Origin of the sequence: Actinomycetospora aeridis (assembly GCF_037400275.1) — a bacterium.
GTDB classification, from domain to species: Bacteria; Actinomycetota; Actinomycetes; order Mycobacteriales; family Pseudonocardiaceae; genus Actinomycetospora; species Actinomycetospora aeridis.
Window position 1 is genome coordinate 461921 of record NZ_JBBEGL010000004.1, and the last position, 24635, is coordinate 486555.

A 24635-nucleotide genomic window follows, 5' to 3' on the forward strand; every position below is an offset into this window, starting at 1 on the left:
GTGCTTCCGGACCTGGGGAAGTCCGTCGTCACGCGGGCCTCGGGGGTGGTTCCATCCCGGCGAGTCACAGCACGGTAACGAGTTGGGTGTCGCCAGCATCAAGCCGACACGACCGTGTTGCGCCGAACGGCACGCCACCCACGACGAACGTGGCTACTCGGTGCTCTCTCGTGCGACGGAGCGTGAAGGTTGAGGCTGTTCGGCCAACCGGAAGGCCCGTCCGGCGTTGTCCCCGCTGATCCGGGCCAACCGCTCCGCGGGCTCGTCACGCAGCTCCGCGAGGTCTCGCACCGTGTGGGGGACGACGTAGGGCTCGTTCGGCCGACCGCGGTACGGGTGCGGAGTCAGGAACGGGGCGTCGGTCTCGACGAGGACGAGCTCGGCGGGCATCCAGGCCGCCGCTCGTCGCAGCTCGGCGGCGTTCGCGTTCCGGAAGGTCGCGGTGCCCGACAGGGACGCGTACCAGCCCTCGTCGGCGCAGCGCCGGGCGAGCTCGGGACCGCCGGAGAAGCAGTGGAAGACGGTGACGGGCGGAGCGCCCTCGGCCGTCAGGACGTCGAGGATCGCGTCGTGCGCCTCGCGGTCGTGCACCACGAGCGGCAGCCCGGTGCGCTTGGCGAGGTCGATGTGCCAGGCGAAGGCCTCGCGCTGGACGTCGAGCGGGGCGCAGTCTGCGCGGCGGGTGGTCCAGTAGTCGTCCATCCCGGACTCGCCGACCGCGACGACGCGCGGCAGGGCCGTCAGCTCCTCGATGACCCGCCGGGCGTCGTCGGTGAGGTCGTTCGAGCGTGTCGGGTGCAGACCCACCGCCGCGAACACCCGCGGGTCGGTGTCGGCCGCCCACGCCGCCCAGCGGGCGGACCCGAGGTCGTCGGCGGTGGTGACCATCGCCGTGACCCCGGCCGCCGTGGCGCGGTCGAGGACCTGCGCGAGCACCGCCGGCTCCCGCGCCCCGCAGGCGTCGAGGTGCGTGTGGGCGTCCACCACCCCCGTCCCGATCGGCTCGGGTACCGGGGGCGGCACGTTGCGGTCGGACCTGCCCTTACTCACCGGTCTGGATCGGCGCCCACGACGGCCCGGTCTCGCCGAGGCTCGGGTCGAGCTTCGCGAACAGCGGCGTCGGGCGCGCCAGCGGCCGGCCCACCGGGATCGGCGTCGACTCCCAGCGCGCCTGCTCGTGGGCGTAGTCGCCGGTGAGCACCGAGTGGCTCGTGCCGAGCTCCCCGGAGGTGCCGGCGTCCTCGCGGTGGGGCTGCTCGGCCCACACCCCGGTGCCGCCGAGGGCCTCGTGGACCTTCTGCGCCGCGTGCGGCAGGAACGGCGTCAGCAGGGTGTTCGCGTCCTGCACGACCTGCAGCGCGGTGTGCAGGATCGTGTCTCGGCGCGCCGGGTCGTCCTTACGCTTCCACGGCTCCTGGTGCGAGAGGTAGGCGTTGGCCTCCCCGACCACCCGCATCGCCTCGCCGATCGCCTGCTTGAACCGCGAGCGGGCCAGGTGGTCGCCCACGGTCGCGAACGCCGCGCGCGACTGCGCGAGCAGCGCCTCGTCGGCGGGGTCGGGCGCGGACGGCTCCGGCACCGCGCCGACGTTCTTCGCCGCCATCGACACCGAGCGGTTGACGAGGTTGCCCCACTCGTTGGCGAGCTCGAAGTTCGTGCGCCGCACGAACTCGTCCCAGGTGAAGTCGGTGTCCTGGTTCTCCGGGCCGGCGACGGAGATGAAGTAGCGCAGCGCGTCCGGCCCGAAGTCGCGCAGGAAGTCGCCGACGTAGATGACCGTGCCGCGGCTGGTGGAGAACTTCGACCCGCTCATCGTCAGGAACTCGGAGCTGACGACCTCGGTGGGCAGGTTGAGGTGCCCGAACGACCCCACCTCGCCGACGCGGTCGCCCTCCCCGTTCTGGCCGAGCAGGAACGCGGGCCACATCACCGAGTGGAAGGTGATGTTGTCCTTGCCCATGAAGTAGTAGGCCTGGGCCTCCGGGTCGCACCACCACTGCTTCCAGGCGTCCGCGTCGCCGGTGCGCGCCGCCCACTCCACCGACGCCGACAGATAGCCGATCACCGCGTCGAACCAGACGTAGAAGCGCTTCATCGGGGCGTCCCGCCAGCCCTCGAGCGGGATGCGCACACCCCAGTCGAGGTCCCGGCTGATGGCGCGGGGCTTGAGGTCCTCGGCGAGACGCTTCGAGAAGTTCAGGACGTTGGGCCGCCAGTGCGTCCGGGTGTCCAGCCAGGAGGCGAGCGACTTCGAGAACGCGGGCAGGTCGAACAGCAGGTGCTCGGTCTCGACGAACTGCGGCGTCTCGCCGTTGATGCGGCTGTGCGGGTTGATCAGGTCGGCGGGGTCGAGCTGGTTGCCGCAGTTGTCGCACTGGTCGCCGCGCGCGCTCGGGTAGCCGCAGATCGGGCAGGTGCCCTCGACGTAGCGGTCGGGCAGCGTGCGTCCCGTGGACGGGCTGATCGCGCCGAGGGTCTTCTCGGTGCGCACGTAGCCGTTGTTCCACAGCGCCGTGAAGAGGTCCTGGGTGACGCGGTGGTGGTTGTCGGTGCTGGTGCGGGTGAACAGGTCGTACGACAGCCCGAGCCCGACGAGGTCGTCCTGGATCACCCGCGAGTACCGGTCGACGAGCTCGCGGGGCGTCGTGCCCTCGGCGTCGGCCTGCACCTGGATCGGCGTGCCGTGCTCGTCGGTGCCCGACACCATGAGCACCCGGTTGCCGACCATCCGCTGGTAGCGCGAGAAGACGTCGGAGGGCACACCGAACCCGGACACGTGGCCGATGTGCCGAGGACCGTTGGCGTAGGGCCACGCCACGGCGGTCAGCACGGGGATGCTCATGTGCCCATTCTCCCCACGGCCGCCACCGGTCTCCCGGGAGGTCAAGGGCCCGAGGTCAGGGCGTGGGGTCAGGGCGCCGGGACCTCCGACACCAGGGGCACCAGCCCGTCCACCACGTCCTTCTGGTGCGGGGCGAGGTCCTGCCCGGCCATCGCGGAGAGGAAGTCGAGGAACGGGTCGTCGGCCTCGGTGCGGATGCCGCTGAGCTCCTCGAACACCGCCAGCCCGCAGAACGGCACGTAGCCCGCGGAGTACCCGCCCTCGTGGACGCCGAGCAGGCGCCCGCCCGCCGTGGCGGCGGCGACGTCGAGCATCCGGCGGGTCAGCCGGCGGTAGCCCTCGCTGTGCAGCATCTGGCGGCCCAGCGGGTCGAGGGCGCTGGAGTCGAAACCGGACGCCACGAACACGAACTCGGGCCGGAACCGCTCGAGCGCGGGCACCACGACCTCGTCGAACGCGTACTCGTAGCCGCCGGTGCCGGTGCCGGGCGGCAGCGGGACGTTGATGTTGGTCCCGTGGCCGGCACCCTCGCCGCGCTCGTCGGCGTACCCGGTCTCGTGGGGGTAGTAGCCGTCCTGGTGCAGGGAGATCGTCAGCACCGACGGGTCGTCCCAGAACGCCTGCTGCGTCCCGTTGCCGTGGTGGACGTCCCAGTCGACGACGGCGATCCGCCCGGTGCCCGCCGCCTGCAGGTGGCGCGCCGCGATCGCGACGTTGCCGAACATGCAGAACCCCCGGCCGCGGTCCCGCTCGGCGTGGTGTCCCGGTGGGCGCGTGATCGCGTAGGCGTTGTCGACGACCCGGTCGCGCACGGCCTCCGCCGCGGCGATGACGCCGCCCGCCGCCAGCGCGGCGATCTCGAAGCCGCCGCCCGCGAACGGCGTGAGCTCCCCCGCGTCGCCCCCGCCGTCGTCGGAGAGCGCCTTCATCCGGTCCACGTAGTCGCGGTCGTGCACCCGGAAGAGCTCGTCGACCGTCGCCTCCCGCGGCGCGAGCCACTGCAGCTGCTGCGACAGCCCCGTCGCGTCGAGCAGGTTCTTCAGCCGCCGCTTGGTCCGCGGGTTCTCCGCGTGCTCGTCGGGCTCCAGCCAGCCGCCCGAGGGGATGAACACGCTCGCGTGCCGCGTGTCCCACCACATGTACTTCTCGTGCCACAGCGCACCGGTCGTCATGGTCCGAGCCCAGCGCACACCGGCGTCGGGATCCAGGGGCCGTTCTGCCCAGTGCCCGGACGCCCTACGGCATCGCCCCGAACTGGCGGTCCCCGGCGTCGCCGAGCCCCGGCACGATGTAGCCGTGCTCGTCGAGCCGCTCGTCGAGGGCGGCCGTGTACACGGGGACGCCCGGGTGGGCCGTGGCCAGGTGCTCGACGCCCTCGGGCGCGGCCAGCAGGCAGACGGCGGTGACGTCGTCGGCGCCGCGCGCGGCGAGCAGATCGATCGTGTAGGCCATCGAGCCGCCGGTGGCGAGCATCGGGTCGAGCACGAACACCGGGATGCCGGCGAGGCTCGCGGGCAGCGACTCCATGTAGGGGGTGGGCTGCAGCGTCTGCTCGTCGCGGGCGACGCCCACGAAACCCATGACCGCCCCCGGCACCTGGGCGTGCGCCGCCTCGGCCATGCCCAGCCCGGCGCGCAGCACCGGGACGAGCACCGGCGGGTTCGCGAGCACCGCGCCGGTCGTCGTCGCCACCGGCGTGCGGACCTCCAGGGGCGCCGTCGCCGCCCCCCGCATCGCCTCGTAGACCACCATCGCGGTGAGCTCGCGCACGGCCGCGCGGAAGGTCGGGCGATCGGTGTCCACCGACCGCAGGGTGGACATCCGCACGTCGACGAGCGGGTGGCGGACGACGCGCGGATCAGCCATGGGTCGGCAGGCTAGCGACGAGGTCGGCCACGGCGCGGCCCAGCTCACCCCCGGCGTCCTCCTGGAGGAAGTGACCGGCCTCGGCGATCACCGGGTGATCGAGCCCGGCCGCGCCCGGCACGTGCGCCCGCAGGACCGGGGCCATCGCGCCGGTGATCGGGTCGGAGTCGGAGAACGCGGTGAGGAACGGGCGCCCGAAGCGACCGAGCGCCTCCCACGCCGCGCGGTTGGGCCCGTTCTCCGGGTCGTCGGGCCGGGTCGGGACGAGCAGCGGCATCGCGCGCGGGCCGGCCTTGAAGGTCTCGTCGGGGAACGGGGCGTCGTACGCGGCGCGCTGCGGGGCGCCGAGGCCCCGCACGCAGCCGGAGGCGACGAGGCGCCCGACGTCGAGCTGCTCGGCCTTCTCCACCGCGGCCCGGAACTGCCACCACACCGCGGGCATGTCGACGTCGCCGGTCGGGAGCCCGGTGTTGGCCGCGACGACCGCCGCCCAGCGGTCGGGGTCCGCGGCGACGAGGCGCAGCCCGATCAGCCCGCCCCAGTCCTGGCCGACCAGCACGGCGTCGCGCAGCCCGAGCGCGTCGACGGCCTGGGTCGTCCAGGCGACGTGGCGGGCGTAGCTGTGGTCGGCGATCCGCGCGGGCTTGTCGGAGCGCCCGAAGCCGACCATGTCGATCGCGACGGCCCGCAGCCCGGCGCCGACCAGCGCCTCGACGACGTGCCGGTACAGGTACGACCAGGACGGCTCGCCGTGCAGCAGCAGCACCGCCGGCGCGTCCTGCGGGCCGTCGGTGTAGGTGGCGACGCGGACCGACCCGCCCTCGGGGTCGTCCACCTCGACGTACCGCGGGGCGAGCGCGAAGTCGGGGAGGTCATCGAAACGGTCGTCCGGCGTGCGCAGCAGGTCCACGGGGGGCAGGGTGGCACGGCGGTACCGGCAGGTCACGGCCGTCGTCATAGGGTGCGCCGCGCACCCTCAGTCCCCCGGTTCGCGGAGGCCGCCCGGCATGGCGCAGGACATCATCCCGATCACGCTGGCGCTCACCGCCGGCGACCTCGTCACGCTGTGGGCCCCGCGGTGGCGCCAGGACGGCGAGGAGTGGGAGGCCTTCCTCGGCGACGACGACGCGTTGTTCGCCTTCGGCGACGCCGCCGACCTCGCCGCCTGGGTGGCGACCGCCGAGGAGTCGGGCCAGGAGCACGACCTCGCCGACCACCCGGCGTGGCCCGTCGTCGTCAAGCTCTCGGTCGACGAGCTGACGCCCGAGGACGTGCAGCGCTACGACGTCGTCGGCGTCCCCGAGCTGGTCGCGGACGACCCCGACACGTGGACGCTCGACGACCTCGCCGAGGTCGCCGCGATGTGCCGCTCGCTCGCCGACGTCTGCGACCTCGAGGTCGTCCACGAGGTGCTCGACGCGACCCCCGCCTTCGCCGCGCTCACCGCGGGCCCGACGGCGTTCGCCGGCCGCGACGGGCAGGCGCTGTGGGCCGAGCTCGGCGAGGTGGTCGACGAGCGCTGGGACGAGGTCGTCGACGCGCTCGACGGCATGGTGACGACGCCGGAGGTCGACGAGGATCTCGCCGCCCGGCTGCGGGCCACCGCGACGCCGCCCCGGGACGACACGTCCGACGGGGCCCCGGGTGACGGGGACGGCGGAGACGGCGGGGACGGCGAGGACGCCGCGCCGGCCGAGAACGCCGAGAACGACCCGGAGGACCCCGAGCAGGTCGCCTCCGACCCCAAGGATGCCGTCGACGACGCCCCCGAGGAGCTGCGCGAGGACAGCGCCGGGGAGTCGCTGCGCAGCGACCTGGTCGACGCCGCCGAGGAGCCCGAGGAGAGCTTCTGGGAGGAGGTCGGGATCGACCCCATCGGCATCACGACCTCCGAGGGCGACGTGATCACGTTGCGGTGCTACCTCGACGACGAGCCGGTGTTCCTCGGCACGGGCGGGCAGATCGAGACCTTCGGGTCCACCCGCGCCCTGCGCACGTGGATCGCGGGCGAGGGCGCCGACGGGCACGACCTCGCGAACGTCGCCACCTGGGAGGAGGTGGTCGGCGCGGCCACCGGCGGGGACCTCGAGATCGAGGTCGCGCCGGAGAACACCTACGTGCTCGCCGGGATCGCCGACGACATCACCGAGGGTCCCGACGTCGTCGACGCCGAGCAGCTCGAGCTCGCCGTCGAGCTGGTCATCGACGCCGCCGACTGGGCGGGCGACACCCGCACCCGGGAGGCGCTGGCGCCCTCGGAGAGCCTCGGCTGGCTCGTGTCCTTCGTCGTGCGCCCCGACCCCACCCGCCTCACGCCCTCGCCGCCCTTCGACCGCGAGGCCGCCGCGTGGCGCGCCCTCGAGGACCGTTTCCTGGGACGCCTGCGCCGGCACTGAACCCGAGCACATTCCTGGTGCTCGTGTGGTGGACGTCAGGCTGCCTGCCCATCACCCGGATGGGGTGGCGCCCCGGGGGGTGTTTACGCTTCGGCCCCGCCGAGACCGGCCGTCCCCGGGGCCGGAACCGTCGCAGAGAGATGGGCGCCGCGTGATCGACAACAGCCAGACCATGTCCTTCGACCGCATGCGCAGCATGCTGGTGCGGGCGGCCGAGGTCCGGGACAGCGAGCAGCAGCAGATCTTCGACTCGCTGGACGAGATCCACGGTCGGCTGGCGGCGCTCGACAGCCTCGGCGCCATCCGCAAGCGTCTCTCCGACGTGCCCGACCGCACCGAGATGAGCGTGCTCGCCGAGCGCCTCGACGAGACGGTCGCCAAGCTCGACGCCCAGGAGTCCTCGGTCTCCTCGCTGGCGCGCCTGGTCGAGGGTCTGGTCGACCGCGTCGCCGACCGCCTGGCCACCCCGTTCGCCCAGCTCGACGGCCGTCTCGACGGCGTCAGCGGGCGCTTCGAGGGCGTGGCGGGCCGCATGGACGGGCTCGAGGACCGCATCGCCGGCCTGCACAAGCGCCTCGACGACCTCGACAACCGCCTCGACCGCCACGAGATGCGCCTCGACGGGCTGCCCGCCGCGGTCACCGGACCGGTGCGCGAGCGCGTCGACGCCGTCGACTCCTCGCTCAAGGACCGTCTCGACGACCTCGCCCGCGGCGTCTCCGAGGAGATCACCGGCACCCGCGAGGCGGCCCGCACCGACGCGAACACCACGCGCACCGAGACCACGAACCAGGTCGGGGAGCTCACCTCGCGCCTCGAGGCGCTGACGAGCCGGCTCGACCAGGTCGGCACGCGCCTCGACGGCGTCGAGACCGGCCTGGGCGACCGGGTCGGCGCGCTGTCGACGTCGGTCGAGACCGGCCTGGACCGTCTCGACGGCACCCTCGTCAGCCGCCCCGACCACGAGGCCGTCGTCGCCCTGGTCCGCCAGGCCAACGAGGAGTCCGAGCGGCGCAACGCCGGCCACCTCGACGAGGCGATGGCGACCTTCGCGGAGATCATCCTCGGCCCGGGCGGCGGCTCCACCGGCTCGATGCCCGCGCCCCGCCCGACCGCGCGCCGCGGCAGCCGCAAGCCCGCCACCCGCGAGACCCAGAACAACGGCGCCGAGCTCCCCGCGGGCGACGGCGGCGTCGACGGCTGAGCGCTCCTCGCCACCGTTCGGGGAGCGAGGGTCACCCCGGCTGCGTCCCACGCAGCGAACGAGGCCCTCGCTCCACGACCGCGATCGCGTCCCGCGCCCGTGCGGCCCGTCGATCACGGTGCCGCGCGCACCGGCGTCTAGGGTCGCCCCGGTGCGTTCCCGTCGGCACCTCGCGACCCTGACGGTGCTGCTCGCGCTCCTCCTGGGCGCGCTGCCCGGCACCGCGGCCGCCCGCCCCGCCCTGCCGACCGACGCGTCGTGCCCCTTCGGCACGGCGCCGGGCCCGCCGGTCGACGAGTCCGAGGTCCCGCAGCCCGGCCAGGCCGAGCCCACCCCGCTCCCCGTCCCCGACCCGCCCGTCGGCGGCGAGGCGATGGGCACGTGCGGCGACGTCGTCGCCGAGGGCGCCCCGGCCGCGCCGGCGGTCGGCGTCGTGTCCTACGTGCTCGCCGACCTCGACTCCGGCCAGGTCCTCGCCGCCCGCAACCCGCACGCCCGGCTGCGCCCGGCGTCGCTGATGAAGACGCTGACGGGCCTGCTCGTGGCGCGCAGGCTCCCCCTCGACGAGACGATCACGGGCACGCAGGAGGACGCCGACCAGGAGGGCACGCGCGTCGGGATGGGGCCGGGCGGGCAGTACACGATCCGCCAGGTCTTCGACTCGATGATGATGGCCTCGGGCAACGACGCCGCCCACGCGCTGGCGGTGCGGCTCACCGGCAGCGTCCCGGCGACGGTCGACCTCATGAACACCACGGCCCGCGAGCTGGGCGCCCTCGACACCCGCGCGGCGACGCCGTCCGGGCTCGACGGACCGGGGATGCAGACCTCGGCCTACGACCTCGCCTCGATCTTCCGGGTCGCGATGCGGGAGGCCCCGTTCGCGCAGGCCGTCGCCACGACGCGCATCCCGTTCCCGGGCTACGGCGCCAACCCGCCGTTCGAGGTCGTCAACGACAACAAGCTGCTCACCACCGGCTACCAGGGCTACCTGGGCGGCAAGACCGGCTTCACCGACGACGCCCGGCACACCTTCATCGGCGCCGCGGAACAGGGCGGGCGGCGCCTGGTCGTGGTGCTGATGCGCGGCGAGCAGCGCCCCGTGCCCATGTACGAGCAGGCGCGCGCGCTGCTCGACCACGGCTTCGCGCTCCCGTCCCTCGACGGGGTCGGCACCCTCACCGAGGCGCCGGTCGGGGAGGACGGCCCGCAGGTCAGCGTCGTCCCCGAGCCGGCCACGGGCGACGCGGGCCCCGTCCCGCCCGAGTCCGGGGCGACGTCGTCCTGGGGAACCCCGCTGTTGCTGGTCGCGATCGTCGCGGGTGTCGGGGGCCTGCTCGTCCTGCGATCCGGGCGCCGCTGACACCCTTGCGGGTGACCTGGGTCACGTTGTGTGCGCGACCCGCCGCCGAGCGCCCTTCCGTGGTGACGTGATCGACGGTCTCTCGGGGGGAGCCACCGTGACAGCCAGGACGCCGGCCCGTGCCCAGTGCGGATGAGCCGTGACGATTTCGAGGAGTTCCTCGTCGACCACCTGCCCTGGCTCGAGCACCTGGCGCGCAGCCTCGCGGTGCAGAGCGACGGCGACCACCACACGCTGTTCTCCGGCACCGTGACGACGCTGCACCGCCGCTGGCCGACCATCAGTCCGCCGGTGCCCGAGGTGCGGCGCGCGTTCGCCACCACCGTGATGCTCAACCTCGCGCGCACCGGCCGGCGCCGCGCCCACGCCCGCTGCGAGGACCTCGCCGACGACCTCCAGGACGTGCTCGACCGGTCGCTGCCCGCCGAGCAGTGGGCCGACGACCCCGCGTTCGCGATCGTGCGCAAGGAGAGCGAGCTGGAGGTCTACCGCGCGATCCGGCGGCTGCCGGAGACCGAGCGGGCGATCATGATGATCCTCGTGCAGGGCTTCTCCTGGCCGGAGATCGCCGCGATGCTCGGGATGGGCGTCAAGGACGTGCGCAGCGGCGTGCTGCGCGCCCGCCGCAAGCTGCGGGAGCTGCGGGAGGGGGCCGGCGATGACGGCTGAGACCGGGCACCACGCGGCCACCGGCGACCCTGGCCACGACCTCGAGCGGCTCGTCGACGCCGTCCTCGACGGCGACCGGAGGGCCCTGAACCAGCTGGTCGTGGTGCTGCGCCCGCTCGTGGTCCGCTACTGCCGGGCGCGCATCGGGCGCCGCGACCCGCACGGCGTGGACGACGTCGCCCAGGAGGTCCTGATCGCCCTGCTGAAGGCCCTCCCCACCTACCGCGACGAGGGCCGGCCCTTCCTCGCGTTCGTCTACGGCATCGCGGCGCACAAGGTCGTCGACGCCCACCGACGGAGACATCGCCTCCCCGAGCCCGGCGAGGCCGACCCCACGGTCGCCGACCCCCGCCCCGGCCCCGAGGACGTCGCCATGGACACCGTGCGGCGCGAGGCCGTGCTCCGGCTGCTCGACCTCCTGCCGCCCCGGCAACGGGAGATCCTCGTGCTGCGCATCGTCGTCGGCCTCTCCGCCGAGGAGACCGCCGAGGCCGTCGGGTCCACGCCGGGGGCGGTGCGCGTGGCCCAGCACCGGGCGCTCGCGCGGATGCGACCGCACGCCGCGGTCGAGGAGGAGGACGACCGCAGCGACTGGGCGGCCGCGCCCCTGACCGGCGATCCCGAGCTCGACGAGCTCCTCGGGTCGGCGGACGCCTCCCTGCGCAGGCTCGGGAACCCGGCCGGCTGACCCCCGCCGGACGAGCCGGGCCGTGTGACGATCACGGTCGTGGTCGAGACCCAGCCCGAGACCCTCGGCGAGGCGTTCACCCGGATGGCGCGGGAACGCCCCGACCGGCCCGCCGTGACCGACGACAGCGCGAGGTGGACCCGCGCCGAGCTCGAGGCCCACGCCAACCGGTGGGCGCACGACCTCGCGGGACGCGGCGTGCGCCCCGGTGACTTCGTGTCGATCGCGCTGCCCAACGTCGCGGAGCACTACGCGCTGACGCTGGCGGCGTGGAAGCTCGGCGCGGTGCCGCAGCCGGTGTCGCACCGCCTCGCCGACGCCGAGCTCGCCGCCGTGCTCGACGTGGTGCGCCCGCCCGTCGTGGTCGGCCTCGCCCCGGGCACCGACTCCGGCGTCGCGCCGGCGGGCACCACGGCGCTCACGCTCGGGTACCGGCCCGAGGGCCCGGACGGCCCGCCGCCGCCCGCGCCGGCGCCGCCGGCGTGGAAGGCGCCGACCTCGGGCGGCTCCACGGGACGCCCCAAGGTCATCGTCGCCGGCGAGCCGGGGACGGTCGACATCGTCGCGCCGCGGGCGGCGTTCTACCGCATCGAGCCGGACGGCACGTTCCTCTGCACCGCGCCGCTGTTCCACAACGCGCCGTACCTCTTCTCGCTGCTCGGGCTGATGCTCGGCAACCACGTCGTGCTCATGGGCCGGTTCGACGCCGCCCGGGCCCTGGCGCTCGCCGAGGAGCACGCCGCCACGTGGATCTATGCCGTCCCGACGATGATGGGACGGATGGTCCGGGTGGCGGGAGACGGAGCGCAGCGGAGCTCGACCCATCGAGAGCGGCTCCCGGAGCTCCCGGACCTGCGCACCCTGTTCCACGTCGGCGCCCCCTGCCCGCCCGCGGTGAAGCGTGCGGTCATCGACTGGCTCGGCCCCGACCGGGTCCTCGAGGGCTACGCCGGCACCGAGGCGCAGGCCCGCACCACGATCACCGGCCGGGAGTGGCTCGAGCACCCCGGATCGGTGGGCCGGGTGTCCGGCGGCGAGATCGAGATCCGGCCCGTCGACCCCGCCGACGACCGGCGCTGCGCCGTCGGCGAGGTCGGCGAGCTCTGGCTGCGCCCGGAGCCGGGACGCACGACCTACCGCTACGTCGGGGCGGAGGCGCGGGCGCGGCCCGGGGGCTGGGAGTCGCTCGGCGACATGGGGTGGTTCGACGCCAACGGCTACCTGTACCTCGCGGACCGCGCCTCGGACATGATCGTCGTCGGCGGCCAGAACGTGTACCCCGCCGAGATCGAGGCCGCGGTCCTCGAGCACCCCGCCGTCGCCTCGGTCGTGGTCGTCCCGGCCCCCGACGAGGACCTGGGCTCGGTGCCGCACGCGGTGGTGCAGGTGAGCGGGGACGTCACCGACGCCGACCTCGACGCCCACGTCGCCGCGCGGCTGTCCCCCGCCAAGCGGCCACGGGCGTGGCGACGCTCGGCGGAGGCGCTGCGCGACGACGCGGGCAAGGTCCGGCGCTCGGCCCACCGCTAGCGACCTACCGGTACTGCAGCGTCCCGTCGTCGAGGTCGGCGGCGGGCAGGGTGTGGCGTTCCTCCGCGTACTCGTGCATGTGCGTCCACGGCACGCGGTCGCCCTGCTTGAACATCTTGTCCTGGCTGCGCATGACGTACCCGGAGTTGAAGTTCTCCGGGTCCGACCACGGACGGATCTCCATGTCCGCGTCCTCGTCCCGCAGCGTGGGGGTCACCGACCGGGCCCCCCGGCTCTCCATCGTCGTGATCAGCCGGCAGATCAGGTCGCTGACGAGGTCGGCCCGCAGCGTCCAGCTGTGCCGGAAGTAGCCGAAGACATAGGCCATGTTCGGCAGGTTCGAGATCATGATCCCGCGCCACGTGACCTGCTGCGACACGTCGACGGGCTCGCCGTCGACGGTGAACGGGATGTCGCCGAGGGCGCTGAGGTTGAACCCGGTGGCCGACACGACGATGTCGGCCTCGAGCTCCTCGCCCGACGAGGTCCGGATGCCGGTCGCGGTGAAGGTGTCGATGGTGTCGGTGACCACCGAGGCCTTGCCCTCGCTGATCGCGGTGAAGATGTCGCCGTCGGGCACGACCGCGATCCGCTGCTGCCACGGGCGGTAGCCCGGGTTGAAGTCCTTCTCGACGTCGTAGCCCTCGGGCAGGTACGGCCGCATCTCGTCGAGCAGCCAGGTCCGCGCCTCCTCCGGGGTCTCCTGGCACATCCGGGTCAGCTCGTTGAACTGCTCGATGTAGGCGCGGCGGAGGATCTCGTGCGTCCAGTCCTCCGGCACGTCGAGCGCGCGCAGCTGGACCGCGAGGTCGTGGGTCTTCGGCACCGCCGCCACGAACGTCGGCGTGCGCTGGAGCATCGTCACGTGCGCGGCCTTCTCGGCCATCGCCGGGACGACCGTCGCCGCCGTTGCGCCGCTGCCGATGACGACGACGCGCTTGCCCTCCCAGTCGAGGTCCTCGGGCCAGGTCTGGGGGTGGACGACGACGCCACCGGCGGCGAGGAACTCCTCCGTCCCCGGCCACTCGGGCCGGTAGGGGTCCTGGTGGTTGTAGTAGCCCTGGCACATCCAGAGGAACCCGCAGGTCATCTGCAGCGTGTCGCCGGTGTCCTCGCGGTGGATGTCGACGGTCCAGAGCTGGTCCTGCGACGACCAGCTCGCCGCGGTGACCTCGTGCCGGTAGCGGATCGCCGCCTTGAGGTCGTCCTCCTCGATGACCTCGTCGAGGTAGTTGGTGATCTCCTCGGAGGTGGCGATCGACGGGCCGCGCCACGGCTTGTGGGCGTAGCCGTAGGTGAACAGGTCGGAGTCCGACCGGGCGCCCGGGAAGCGGTGGGTCCACCACGTCCCGCCCCGGCCGGGCATCTTCTCGAGGATGGCGAAGGACTTGTCGGGGAAGCGCTCGCGCAGGTGGTGACCGGCGTCGATGCCGGAGACGCCGGCCCCGATGACGAGGACGTCGACGTGCTCGACCTCGCCGCTCCCGCCGGGCCGTGTGGTCGGGCTGCTCTCGGTGATGGTCACGGGATCGTCCTCCTCAGGCGGCCACGGTGGCGGTGAAGGCGGCGCGGAGGCCGGCCACGGCGTCGTCGACCAGCGCGGCGCCGGACGGCGTCGCGCCGAGTGTCCAGAGGAAGCCGTGGATCATGCCGTCGTAGCGCTTCGCGGTGACGCCGACGCCGGCCTCCTCGAGCCTGCGGGCGTAGCTCTCGCCCTCGTCGCGCAGCGGGTCGTACTCGGCAGTGCCGACGAACGCCGGGGGCAGCCCGGAGAGGTCGGCGGCGCGCAGCGGAAAGGCGTACGGGTCGTCGGCGGGGTCGGTCGCGCCCAGGTAGTGCGCCCAGAACCACTGCATGGTCGCGCGCCCGAGCAGGTAGCCCTCGGCGTTCTCCGTGATCGAGGGGCTGGTCCAGTCGAAGTCGACCACCGGGTAGAGCAGCATCTGGTAGGCGATCGCCGGGCCGCCGCGGTCGCGGGCGGCGAGGCTGACCGCCGCCGAGAGGTGGCCGCCGGCCGAGTCGCCGCCCACCGCGAGGCGCGAGGCGTCGGCGCCGAGCTCCTCGGCGTGCTCGGCGACCCAGGCGGTGGCGGCGTAGCAGTCGTCGAACGCGGCGGGCTGCACGTGCTCGGGGGCGAGCCGGTAGTCGACCGAGACGACGACCACGTCCGCGGCGTTCGCGATCGACCGGCACGGCCGGTCGACGGTCTCGAGGTCGCCGATCACCCAGCCGCCGCCGTGGAAGTAGACGAGCACGCCCTTGGTGCTCTCCCCGCCGCTCGGCACGTAGATCCGCGCCGGGATGTCGCCCGCAGGGCCGGGGATCGCCCGGTCCGACACCGTCCCGACCTCCTCCGCCGGGGGCTGCAGGTCGACGAACGCGCCGCAGGCCAGGCGGGCCTGCGGGACAGTCATGCACTCGATCGGCGGCATGCCTTGTTCGACCAGCGCGTCGAGGAGTGCCTGTGCCTCGGGGTGGACGGCCATGGAGGGCTCCCGGGAGGTCGGGGACGGGTCTCACCGAGCGTGATCCGGCACACACCGCGTGCGCTTGTGCGGCGGGGACGAAGAACGCGGCGGGCCCTGTCCCCGCCGGGACTCGACGCTCGAACGTCGCGCCGAGTGCTGGCCGTCACACCTCCCGGCGGCTACGGTCGATCGCGGGGGCCGACGGGGGCGCACTCGGGTGGTGGTCGAGGGGTGGTCATGATCGAGCCCTCCGCCGCCCCGGAGGACCCGGCCGCCGCCACGGTCGCCGACGTCGCGGCCGCGCTCGCACCCCGTCGCGCCGAGGTCAGCGCGTCGATCAGCGACGTGCTCGCGACCCGCATCGACGAGCTGCGCGGCGACCCGGCGCTGCTCGACCTCCTCGCCGCGAGCGTCGAGGGCAACGTCGAGACGATCCTGCACGTGCTGCGCCACGACCTCGCCCCGCGCGACGTCGAGCCCCCGGCCGCGGCGATGGCCTACGCCCGTCGGCTGGCCCAGCGCGAGGTGCCCGTCAACGCCCTCGTGCGCGCCTACCGCGTCGGCCAGTCGCACCTCATGGAGTGGGCGTTCGCGGAGGCCACCCGCCGTCCCGGGGAGGAGGCGACCGCGGCGTCGCAGCGGATCGTGCTGGTGGTCATGGACTACGTCGACCACGTCACGCAGCACGTCGTCGCGGCCTACGAGGCCGAGCGGGAGCACTGGCGGCAGGGCCGGCACGCGCTGCGGCTCGCGCGGGTGCGCGACGTCCTCGCCGGGCGCACACCCACCGACCCCGACGAGCAGCTGGCCGTCGAGACGACTCTCGCCTACCGCCTCGCCCCCGTGCACCTCGGTCTCGTCGTGTGGCTCGACCACGCGCCCGCGGAGTCCGGCCCCCGGACGCTGGACCGGGTCGCGCTCGACCTCGGCGCCGCGCTCGACGCCGTGGGGCGCCCCCTGACAGTGCCGTGGGACGACCGCACGGCCTGGGTGTGGCTGACGCGCCGCGACGACGGCGACCCGCCCCGCGAGCCCCTCGCCCGCGCGGTGGCGCGCCACGGGCCGGGGCTGCACGTCGCGTGCGGGGCGCCGCTGTCCGGGGTCGCCGGGTTCCGCACCACGCACGACCAGGCACGCCGGGCGCGCGAGGTGGCGCTCGCGTCCGGGGACGGCGCGCCGCCGGTGACCCTGTTCGACGAGGTGGGCGCGGTCGCGCTGCTGTGCGCCGACCGGGACGGCGCGCGGGCGTGGGTGCGGCGCGTGCTCGGCCCGCTCGCGGATCCCGAGCCCGGTGTCGGGCGGCTGCGCGAGACCCTGCGAGTGTTCCTCGCGACCGGGGGCAGCCTCGCCACCGCCGCCCGGCGGCTGCAGGTGCACCGCAACACCGTGAAGTACCGGGTGGCCCGTGCCCACGAGGTGCGGGGGCGCCCGCTCGGCGGCTCCGAGAACGACCGCCTCGACGTCGAACTGGCGCTGATGGCTTGCGCCTGGCTGGGGCCGGCGGCAGCGGACTAGGGCACGTGTCCGGCGGAACAGGCATCCCCCGGGTGGGGCTGGAGGGGCCGCCCGAGGCACGGGGTGTCTCAGCCTGGCGGCCACGCTGACGTTCAACGTCAGGAAAGGCGCCACGATCACGACGGTCCTTGACTCGACCGACGCTGACGTCGTTGTCGTTGCTTGTCGCGGATGTCGCCGATGTGCGGTAGACTCGAACACATGAGCGAACCGGTGGGTGCGGCGGAGCGGGAGCTGCTTGCCCGTACCCGCGCCCGCTTCGCTGCTCGGGGGGTGGAGCACTACCGGCTGCTCGAGGATGTGGCCGAGCTCGACCGTGCCGGGGTGGCCGACCGGACCGGGGACCGGCTGGTCGAACGACTGGTGGAGAACCTCGCCCGCTGCGACCGCCGGGAGGCGACCCGGCTGGTCGACGAGGCCCGCGACCTCACCCCCCGGGTCACGGTCAGCGGCGAACCCCTGCCGCCGCGGCTGCCCCACACCGCGGCCGCCCTGGCCGACGGGGCGGTCGGTGAGGCGCACATCGTCATCATCCGGCGGACCATGACCCGCATCGCCGCCCTCGAACACCTCACCCCGGAGGTGGTCGCCGAAGCCGAGCAGACCCTCGCGGAGAAGGCGCGGGCGCTGTCCCCGGCCGGGTTGACCCGGGCCGCGCAGCGGCTGCTGGCCCACCTCGACCCCGACGGCGCCGCCCCGACACCGGGCGAGGACGGCCCGGACACCGTGCAGCTGCTGCGCCACCGCAACGGCACCCTGGACCTGCACGCCCGCCTCAGCGACGTCATCGCCGCCACGATGATCGACCACGGGTTCGACGTCCTCTCCGGGCCCGCCGGCCCCGACGACCACCGCGACGTGGCCGTGCGCCGCGCCGAAGCGCTCAAAGAGCTCTTCGCCCACGCCTTCGGCCCCGGCGGGCTGATCACCGACACCCCCCACGAACCCCGACCCGACCAGCCCGCCACCCCCGAACCAGCCGGCTGGACCCACAACGAGCCGACCGCGCCGACCGCGCCGGGCGAGCCGACCGAGCCGACCGAGCCGACCGAGCCGACCGAGCCGACCGAGCCGACCGAGCCGACCGAGCCGACCGAGCCGACCGAGCCGACCGAGCCGACCGAGCCGACCGAGCCGACCGAGGGTCAGCAGGCGCTGATCCCCGCGCCCCGCCGCTCCGGCGACGCACGCCCCGACGGCGCCGGCACCAGCCGGCCCGCCAGCCCGCAGGCCACGGCCGTCGGGAGCGCGGGGCGGGCGCTGATCACGGTCACCATCGACCACGACTGGCTACGCCGCGCCGTCGGCCACGGCGTCCTCGACGACCAGCACCTCGTCGACGCCGCCACCCTGCGCCGCCTGGCCTGCGACGCCGACATCATCCCCATCGTGCTCGGCACCCGCTCCGAACCCCTCGACATCGGCCGCCGCTCCCGCACCGTCCCCGACGCCATCCGCCGCGCGCTGGCCGTCCGCGACCAAGGCTGCGCGTTCCCCGGCTGCACCCGACGACCCCGACGCTGCCACGCCCACCACATCAGATACTGGAGCCACGGCGGACCCACCCAGATCGACAACCTCGTACTGCTCTGCACCCACCACCACCAGCAGATCCACCACGCCGGCTGGCACGTCGAGATGATCGACCGGCGGCCCTGGTTCACGCCACCACCCTGGATCGACCCCACCCAGCAACCCCGCCCCGGCGGCCCCGCACCGCTCCTGCCGACCGCGGCATAGACCGGGCCTAGCCGGTCCGGCCGGTCGATCCGTCGTCCCGCGCCGTCCCCGGCGGGCTCGGGGCGTTGAGGCGGAACCCGACCCCGAGCAGGCGCACCAGCAGGCACACCGCCGCCCCGGCGAGGGCCCCGACCAGAGGCGTGACCTCCGCGCGGGCGGCGACGACGGCCACCCCCGCGCCCAGCAGCGCCGGCACCGCGTACAGCTCGCTGCGCAGCACTGTCGGGATCCGGCGGACCATGACGTCGCGGATCGTGCCGCCGCCGACGCCGGTGATCGCGCCGAGCAGGACGGCCTGCCCGGCGCCCGCGCCCAGCTCCAGGCCCTTGGCTGCGCCGGTGACCGCGAACAGGCTCAGCCCGAGGGCGTCGAACACCGTGATCGGGGTCGAGAGCCGCTCGAGCTGGCGGCTCAGCCCGAAGGCGACGAGCCCGCCGACGGCGGCGACGACCAGGTAGCGCCAGTCGCTGAAGGTGGCCGGGGGCAGCGCGCCGAGCAGGACGTCCCGCAGGACGCCGCCGCCCAGCGCGGTGATCATCCCGAGGGTCACCACGCCGACGATGTCGAGGCGGGCGGTCCGCACCGCTGTTAGCGCGCCGTTGAGGGCGAAGGCGAACGTCCCGGTGAGGTCGAGGACCAGCCCGGTCGCCCCGGTCGTGGTCACCGGAGGACGGTCAGCTCTCCCGGTCGCGGCGCCGCCCGCCGAGCCCGAGGCCGAGCACGCCGAGCAGGGCGCCCGCGCCGAGCAGGCCGGCGGTGGCGCGCGGCCCGGGGATGCGCCCGACCGTCACGGCCGGCCGGACGATCACGGGAGCGGGTTCGGGGAGCTCCTCGCGCTCGTTCTCCTTGAGCGTGGCGGCCCAGGCGGTGACGAACAGGATGAAGCGCGAGACGAAGTTCGCGAACACCAGCAGACCGATGATCGGGCCGAACGCGGCGCCGGCGGGCGAGCTGGTGACGCTCGAGATGTAGACGGTCATGATCTGCTGCAGGATCACGAACCCGACGGCGGCGAGCAGGGCCGCGCGGGCCGCCGAGCGCAGGGTGACCGGCTCGCGGGGCAGCCTCGCGATGACCCAGAGGAAGACCAGCCAGTTCGCCGCGACCGTGATGACGATGCCGGCGATGACGAACAGGACGTGCGCCCAGCCGGCGTCACCGAGGCCCAGGAAGTCGAGAATCGTGTTCGAGAGCCCGGTGGCGACCGCGGTGACGGCGAACGAGAGCCCGAAGGCCAGCCCGAGCCCGACCATGGCGAGCAGGTCGCTGCCGTAGCGCCGCACGATCGACGGCGGCTCGCCGCGCTGGTCCCACTGCTCCGAGAGCGCCTCGCGCAGGTTGCTCATCCACCCGAGCCCGGAGAACAGGGCACCGAGCAGACCGATGATGCCGACCGCGTTGCGCTGGGCGATGGCCTGGTCGATGACCTGGTTGAGCAGGTCGCCGAGGCCGGGCGGGACGGCGGCGGTGATGCCGTTCTGGATCTCGAGCAACAGCGCCTCGTTGTTCGCGAGCACGAACGCCGCGGCCGCGAACGCGACCATGAGCAGCGGGACGAGGGCGAGGATCGAGAAGAACGTGATCGCCGCGGCGTAGTGGTCGCCGTGCTTGTCGGTGTACCGCGTGGCGGCCTTGACGAGGTGGTCGAGCCAGGGGTACTTGGCCCGCAGCTTCTCCAGCTGCGTCGGCTCGGCCGCCCCGTTCTCCGTGTCGGTCGTGCTGGCGCTCGTCATCGCTGGCGCGTTCCTCTCGCGGTCCCCGACTCACCGCGGACCGGCGCGGCCCGCGTGGGACGTAGCTACCCCGCGTGGCCGGTGGTCACGCGCCGCCTGCGGGTGCGGCGGGGAGCGGCGGCTGCCCGTAGGGCCGGGGATCGAACGTGCCGTTGCGCGCCCGGAACGAGCGGGCCGTGCCCGGCCAGAGCAGCGTGAGGCGGCCGCTGGTCTCGTCGAGGTACCAGCTGCGGCACCCGCCCTGCAGCCACACGGTGTCGGCGCTCATCGCGTCGATCTCGCGGGTGTAGGCCTCCTCGGCCTCGGCGGTGACCTCGAGCGGCGCTCCCGGGCCGGCGCCGAGGTGGTCCAGGGCGCCGAGGACGTGGTCGATCTGCGCCTCGATCATGTAGACGGCGGAGTTGTGGCCGAGGCTCGCGTTGGGCCCGTTGAGCACGAACATGTTGGGGAAGCCGTGCACCGCGGTCGAGGCGTGCGCGGTCATCCCGTCCGCCCAGCGGTCGGCGAGCAGGCCGTGGCGCCCCTCGATGCGCTGCGCGAACGGCAGCCGCGTCGTCCAGAAGCCGGTGGCGAGGACGAGCGCGTCGAGCGGGTGGTGGGCGCCCGACGCCGCGACGGCCGTCGACTTCTCGACGTGGTGCAGCGCGCTCGGCTCGAGGGTCACGTCGTCGCGCCCGAGTGCGGGGTAGAGGTCGTCGGAGATGACGATGCGCTTGCAGCCGATCTCGTACTCCGGCCGCAGCCGCGCGCGGAGGCCCTCGTCGGGGACCTGCTCGGCGAGGTGGGCGAGCGCGCGCTCCCGCAGCCGGTCGATGTCGGGACGCACGCGGCGGCGCGCGCCGATCGCGCCCTCGGCCTCGTCGAAGAGCTCCTCGCGCAGCGCCCGCTCGGCGGCCGGATCGAGCGCGAACGCGCGGCGCTCCGCGGGGGTGTAGGCACGGTCGCCGCGCGGCACGACCCACGGCGGGGTGCGCTGGAAGACGACGAGGTGCTCGGCGGTGCCGGCCAGGGCGGGGACGATCTGCGCGGCCGAGGCGCCGGTGCCGACGACGCCGACCCGCTTGCCGGCCAGCGCCGCGGCGCCGTCCCAGCGCGCGGAGTGGAAGACGGGCCCGTCGAACCCCGAGAGGCCGGGGATCTCGGGGATGCGCGGCTCGGACAGGCGCCCGGCGGCCACGACGAGCACCCGCGCGCGGTAGGTCCCCGACGACGTCGCGATCCGCCACCGCGCGCCGTCCCAGCGAGCGCGCTGCATCTCGGTGCCGAGGCGCAGGTGCGGGTCGAGGCCCTCGTCGCGCGCCGAGTCGCGCAGGTACTCGTGGATCTCCGCGCCGGGCGCGAAGACCCGCGACCAGTCGGGCTTGGGTCGGAACGAGAACGAGTACAGGTGCGACGGGACGTCGCACGCGACGCCGGGGTAGCGGTTGTCGCGCCAGGTGCCGCCGACGCCGTGGGCACGTTCGAGGAGCACGAACGACTCCTGCCGGCGCCGGGCGAGCCGGATGCCCAGGCCGATGCCGGCGAACCCGGCGCCGACCACGGCGACGTCGACGTCGACCGCTGCGGTCAACGCGACCTCGCGCCGTGATCAGCCACGACCCGAACGTACGCCCGGTCCCGCGCGCATGTCAGCGGAGTGGCTCCCTGCGGCACGGAGCGGAGCGGGAGCTGCCGCGCCGGAGGCGGGACACAGACGATGAGTGTCCGTATCTCCACTCCGATCACTCGAGGTCGCCGGTCCGCCGCACCGACAGGCGCCTCGCCGCAGGGCGAGATCGCGGTCTCGGTGACGATCGATGTCACATCTGACATGCATCGTCACCGGGACCGGAATCTTGACCGTCGCGGATCCGAGCGGCGCACTCCCGACCTGGGGACTCCCCGGTGGGGGCGACCTCCTCGGGCCGCCGCCGGGGTCTCGCCCAGGTCGCCCGGAGACCTCGCGACCACGCGTCCGGCCTGTCCCACGATCACGACATCTAGAGGACCGCGATCGCGCCGATCACCATCAGGAGGGCGAGCAGGACGAGCGCGAACCACAGCCGGGCGCGTCCGGCCTCGCCGTCCAGCTGCCCGGCGACCTCCGCGCGACGCCGCCCCTCCTCGGGCGACCCGACGCCGTGGTGGGTCCCGCTCGCGGCGTCGTAGAACGACTCGCCGCCCGCCCCGCTCCCGCCGACCATGACCCGAGGGTAGGGGCGCCCCCGCTCAGCCGCGGAGGACCGCCAGCCGATCGGGGGTCGGGTCGCCGTACAGGGTGGTGCGCTGGCGGGGTGTGCGGCCGAGCTCGGCGGCGAGGTCCTCGACCTGGGCGAGCGTGAGCTGACGCCCCGCCTCCGCGCCCGCGGCGGGGTCGAGGGCGCCGTCGAGCAGCAGTCCGCCCGCGTCGTCGGCACCTCCGCGCAGCACGGCGGTCGTGAGCTCCGGCCCGAGCTTGGGCCACGCCGCCTGCACGTGGTCGATGCGGCCGTGCAGCAGCAGCCGCGCCACGGCGTGCAGGGCGCGCGTCTCCCGGGGTGTGTCAGCCTGGCGTTCACGCTGACGTCGGGCGTCAGGAAATCCACCCGCAGGGAACGCTTCGGGCTGGATGGGCATGGCGATGAACTCGGTGAACCCGCCCGTCCGGTCCTGGATCGCGGCGAGCGCGCGCAGGTGCGCCACCTGCTGGGCCGGCGTCTCCACGTGTCCGTAGACCATCGTCGCGGTCGAGCGCAGCCCGACCTCGTGCGCCGTGGTGATCAGCTCCATCCAGCGTGCGGCGGTGATGTCCGTGCCGCCGGTGAGCAATCCGCGGATGTCGTCGTCGAGGATCCGCGCCGCCGTCCCCGGCACCGACCCGAGCCCGGCCTCCCGCGCGGCCACCAGGAAGTCGCGCGCGTCGAGCCCCAGGCGGGCGGCGGCGTCGGCGACCTCCGCGGGGCGGAAGGCGTGCAGGTGCAGCGGGACGCGCCCGGTGATGAGCGCGACGAGGTCGAGCGGCGCCCGGTCCGCGACGTCGTCGGGCAGCGGGCCCTGCACGCAGATCTCGGTGGCGCCCAGCGCCCAGGCCTCGTCGACCAGCTCCGTCGCATGGGCGGGATCCCGGACGACGGCGGTGTCGAGGTTGCGGTTGGCGACGAAGGTCAGCTGGTCGCCGACGGCGTCGCGTCGCACCCCGTCGGCGAGCTCCGCGAGGGCCTCGAGCTCGTCGCCGTCGGCCTCGAGCAGCGCGACGTAGGCCTCGTCGGACAGGTCCGCGGGGTTGGTGGCGGCGCGGGCGAGGTGGGCGCGGAGGCTCACCGCGTCGCTGCCGGCCGGCGTTCGGCGGCCAGACCCTGCTGGTCGGCCAGCGCGATCACCGGGTCGACGAGGTCGGGGTGCAGCCACCGGTTCGGGTCGCGCACGTAGCGGGGGTAGATGGTCAACCTCGGCCTGAGGGTGAACCCGGCCGCGCCCGTGACGGCACGCAGCGCGTCGAGCCCCGGCCAGGGGCGCTCGGGGTTGACGTGGTCCGGGGTGACGGGCGAGACGCCGCCCCAGTCGTCGATGCCGGCGCGCAGCAGGAGGGCCTGGTCCTGGGCCGCGCTGGCCGAGTCGTCCAGGTCGCCGGCGAGGTTCGGCGGGGCCTGGACACTGACACCGAGTGGCATGATCAGGCGTGCGACGGCCACCGCGGCGACGAAGGCGTCGAACTCCGCGTCCGGCTCGCCGCGCATCGCCGTGTCGGGCTTGGCCCGGAAGTTCTGGACGATGACCTCCTGCAGGTGCCCGCCGCGGCGCGCCGACCCGGCGAGCACGAGCAGCGACTGCGCCCGTTCGGCGCGGTGCTCGCCGATGCCGACGAGGATCCCGGACGTGAACGGCACGCGCGCGCGGCCGGCGTCGTCGACGACCCGGCGGCGCAGCGCGGGCTCCTTGTCCGGCGAGCCGAAGTGCGCGCCACCCGGCTGCGACCACAGCCGCGTCGCCGTCGTCTCCAGCATCATCCCCATCGACGGCGACACCCCGCGCAGGCGCTGGAGCTCGACGAGGTCCATGACGCCGGGGTTGAGGTGGGGCAGGAGGCCGGTCTCCTCCAGCACCGCGCGGGCCGACTGCTCGACGTGGTCGAGGGTGGAGCCGAGGTCGCGGGCGCCGAGCCAGTCGCGGGCCGCGGCCCACCGCGCCTCGGGGCGGTCGCCGAGGGTGAACAGCACCTCGGTGCAGCCCTGTGCGGCGCCCTCGCGGGCGATCTCGAGCACCTCGTCACGCTCGAGGTAGGCCGCGGGCAGACGTCCGGGGACGGTGGCGAACGTGCAGTAGTGGCACCGGTCCTGGCACAGCCGGGTCAGCGGGACGAAGACCTTCGGGCTGTAGGTCACGACGCCGGCGCGGCCCTCGAGCGCGAGGTGCTCGTCGCGGCGGGCGGCGGCCAGCCCGAGCAGCGCGTCGAGCTCCTCGCCCCGGGCCGCGAGCAGCGTGGTGGCGTCGGCGAGCGTCGTGGGGTGCTCCGGATCGTCGGCGAGCGCCCCGTCCGCGGCCCGTCCGAGCGCGGCCCGGACCTCGGTGCGCGACGGCTCCCCCGGCTCCGGGAGCTCGACCAGCGGCCGCGGGAGCGACAGCGGATGCGGGAGATCGGCCACGTCCCGAACCTACGCCTCGC

20 protein-coding genes and 1 pseudogene are annotated in these 24635 nt (G+C 74.5%); 8 read left to right on the top strand and 13 right to left on the bottom strand.

The features are described 5' to 3' along the window. Positions 1-153: 153 nt before the first annotated feature. From WCD41_RS16820 to WCD41_RS16840, 5 genes are all read right to left on the bottom strand, one after another. Positions 154-1050, bottom strand: coding sequence for a TatD family hydrolase (locus WCD41_RS16820; protein WP_337714616.1), 897 nt, complete (start codon positions 1048-1050; stop codon positions 154-156). Next, the gene (metG, locus tag WCD41_RS16825; protein WP_337714617.1) at positions 1043-2842 is read right to left on the bottom strand and encodes a methionine--tRNA ligase; all 1800 of its coding nucleotides are present in this window, start codon (positions 2840-2842) and stop codon (positions 1043-1045) included. The genes WCD41_RS16820 and metG overlap by 8 nt, the downstream gene beginning before the upstream one ends. 68 nt (positions 2843-2910) lie before the next feature. Then, positions 2911-4014, bottom strand: a complete 1104-nt coding sequence (locus WCD41_RS16830) for a histone deacetylase-like amidohydrolase (RefSeq protein WP_337714618.1) — start codon at positions 4012-4014, stop codon at positions 2911-2913. A gap of 64 nt (positions 4015-4078) precedes the next feature. Beyond that, positions 4079-4708 carry a uracil phosphoribosyltransferase gene (upp, locus tag WCD41_RS16835; RefSeq protein WP_337714619.1) on the bottom strand — a complete coding sequence of 210 codons (630 nt, stop codon included), beginning with the start codon at positions 4706-4708 and terminating at the stop codon, positions 4079-4081. Further along, on the bottom strand, positions 4701-5618 hold the full coding sequence (locus WCD41_RS16840) for a haloalkane dehalogenase (RefSeq protein WP_337714620.1): 918 nt from the start codon (positions 5616-5618) through the stop codon (positions 4701-4703). Before WCD41_RS16840 ends, upp begins: the two co-directional genes overlap by 8 nt. Positions 5619-5715: 97 nt before the next feature. Between WCD41_RS16840 and WCD41_RS16845 the strand changes: the two genes are divergently transcribed. From WCD41_RS16845 to WCD41_RS16870, 6 genes and pseudogenes are all read left to right on the top strand, one after another. Next, positions 5716-7104 carry a SatS C-terminal domain-containing protein gene (locus WCD41_RS16845; protein WP_337714621.1) on the top strand — a complete coding sequence of 463 codons (1389 nt, stop codon included), beginning with the start codon at positions 5716-5718 and terminating at the stop codon, positions 7102-7104. A gap of 151 nt (positions 7105-7255) precedes the next feature. Further along, on the top strand, positions 7256-8308 hold the full coding sequence (locus WCD41_RS16850) for a PA containing protein (protein ID WP_337714622.1): 1053 nt from the start codon (positions 7256-7258) through the stop codon (positions 8306-8308). Positions 8309-8459: 151 nt separating this feature from the next. Next, the gene (locus WCD41_RS16855) at positions 8460-9671 is read left to right on the top strand and encodes a D-alanyl-D-alanine carboxypeptidase family protein (RefSeq protein ID WP_337714623.1); all 1212 of its coding nucleotides are present in this window, start codon (positions 8460-8462) and stop codon (positions 9669-9671) included. Between the two features lie 132 nt (positions 9672-9803). Continuing rightward, the gene (locus tag WCD41_RS16860; RefSeq protein ID WP_337714624.1) at positions 9804-10340 is read left to right on the top strand and encodes an RNA polymerase sigma factor; all 537 of its coding nucleotides are present in this window, start codon (positions 9804-9806) and stop codon (positions 10338-10340) included. Then, positions 10330-10914, top strand: a pseudogene (gene shbA / locus WCD41_RS16865) (RNA polymerase sigma factor ShbA); the annotation flags it as partial. The gene WCD41_RS16860 and the pseudogene shbA, both read left to right, overlap by 11 nt. A gap of 153 nt (positions 10915-11067) precedes the next feature. Beyond that, on the top strand, positions 11068-12558 hold the full coding sequence (locus tag WCD41_RS16870; protein WP_337714626.1) for an AMP-binding protein: 1491 nt from the start codon (positions 11068-11070) through the stop codon (positions 12556-12558). A 4-nt stretch (positions 12559-12562) separates the two neighbouring features. On the opposite strand, the gene WCD41_RS16875 is transcribed toward WCD41_RS16870, so the two are convergent. Both WCD41_RS16875 and lipP1 read right to left on the bottom strand, forming a co-directional pair. Next, positions 12563-14083: a flavin-containing monooxygenase gene (locus WCD41_RS16875; RefSeq protein ID WP_337714627.1), complete on the bottom strand. Its 1521-nt coding sequence runs from the start codon at positions 14081-14083 to the stop codon at positions 12563-12565. 13 nt (positions 14084-14096) lie between these two features. After that, a complete protein-coding gene (lipP1, locus tag WCD41_RS16880) occupies positions 14097-15044 on the bottom strand; it encodes a LipP1 family hormone-sensitive lipase (RefSeq protein ID WP_337714628.1) in 948 nt (315 codons plus the stop codon). A gap of 219 nt (positions 15045-15263) precedes the next feature. On the opposite strand from lipP1, the gene WCD41_RS16885 reads away from it, so the two are divergent. Further along, positions 15264-16541, top strand: a complete 1278-nt coding sequence (locus tag WCD41_RS16885; protein ID WP_337714629.1) for a PucR family transcriptional regulator — start codon at positions 15264-15266, stop codon at positions 16539-16541. Positions 16542-16742: 201 nt separating this feature from the next. Then, the gene (locus WCD41_RS16890) at positions 16743-18281 is read left to right on the top strand and encodes an HNH endonuclease (RefSeq protein ID WP_337714630.1); all 1539 of its coding nucleotides are present in this window, start codon (positions 16743-16745) and stop codon (positions 18279-18281) included. A gap of 7 nt (positions 18282-18288) precedes the next feature. On the opposite strand, the gene WCD41_RS16895 is transcribed toward WCD41_RS16890, so the two are convergent. The 6 genes from WCD41_RS16895 to cofG form a co-directional block, all read right to left on the bottom strand. Then, positions 18289-18945 carry a trimeric intracellular cation channel family protein gene (locus WCD41_RS16895; protein WP_337714631.1) on the bottom strand — a complete coding sequence of 219 codons (657 nt, stop codon included), beginning with the start codon at positions 18943-18945 and terminating at the stop codon, positions 18289-18291. A gap of 10 nt (positions 18946-18955) precedes the next feature. Then, positions 18956-20014, bottom strand: coding sequence for an inner membrane protein YhjD (yhjD, locus tag WCD41_RS16900; RefSeq protein ID WP_337714632.1), 1059 nt, complete (start codon positions 20012-20014; stop codon positions 18956-18958). An 85-nt stretch (positions 20015-20099) separates the two neighbouring features. Continuing rightward, positions 20100-21584 (bottom strand): flavin-containing monooxygenase, encoded by a 1485-nt coding sequence (locus WCD41_RS16905; RefSeq protein WP_337714633.1) that lies wholly within the window; start codon positions 21582-21584, stop codon positions 20100-20102. A 409-nt stretch (positions 21585-21993) separates the two neighbouring features. Next, positions 21994-22197, bottom strand: a complete 204-nt coding sequence (locus tag WCD41_RS16910) for a hypothetical protein (RefSeq protein WP_337714634.1) — start codon at positions 22195-22197, stop codon at positions 21994-21996. A gap of 25 nt (positions 22198-22222) precedes the next feature. Further along, the gene (locus tag WCD41_RS16915; RefSeq protein ID WP_337714635.1) at positions 22223-23293 is read right to left on the bottom strand and encodes an FO synthase; all 1071 of its coding nucleotides are present in this window, start codon (positions 23291-23293) and stop codon (positions 22223-22225) included. After that, entirely contained in the window at positions 23290-24615 is a 1326-nt protein-coding gene (gene cofG, locus WCD41_RS16920; RefSeq protein ID WP_337714636.1) for a 7,8-didemethyl-8-hydroxy-5-deazariboflavin synthase CofG, read from the bottom strand. Before cofG ends, WCD41_RS16915 begins: the two co-directional genes overlap by 4 nt. Positions 24616-24635 lie beyond the last annotated feature (20 nt).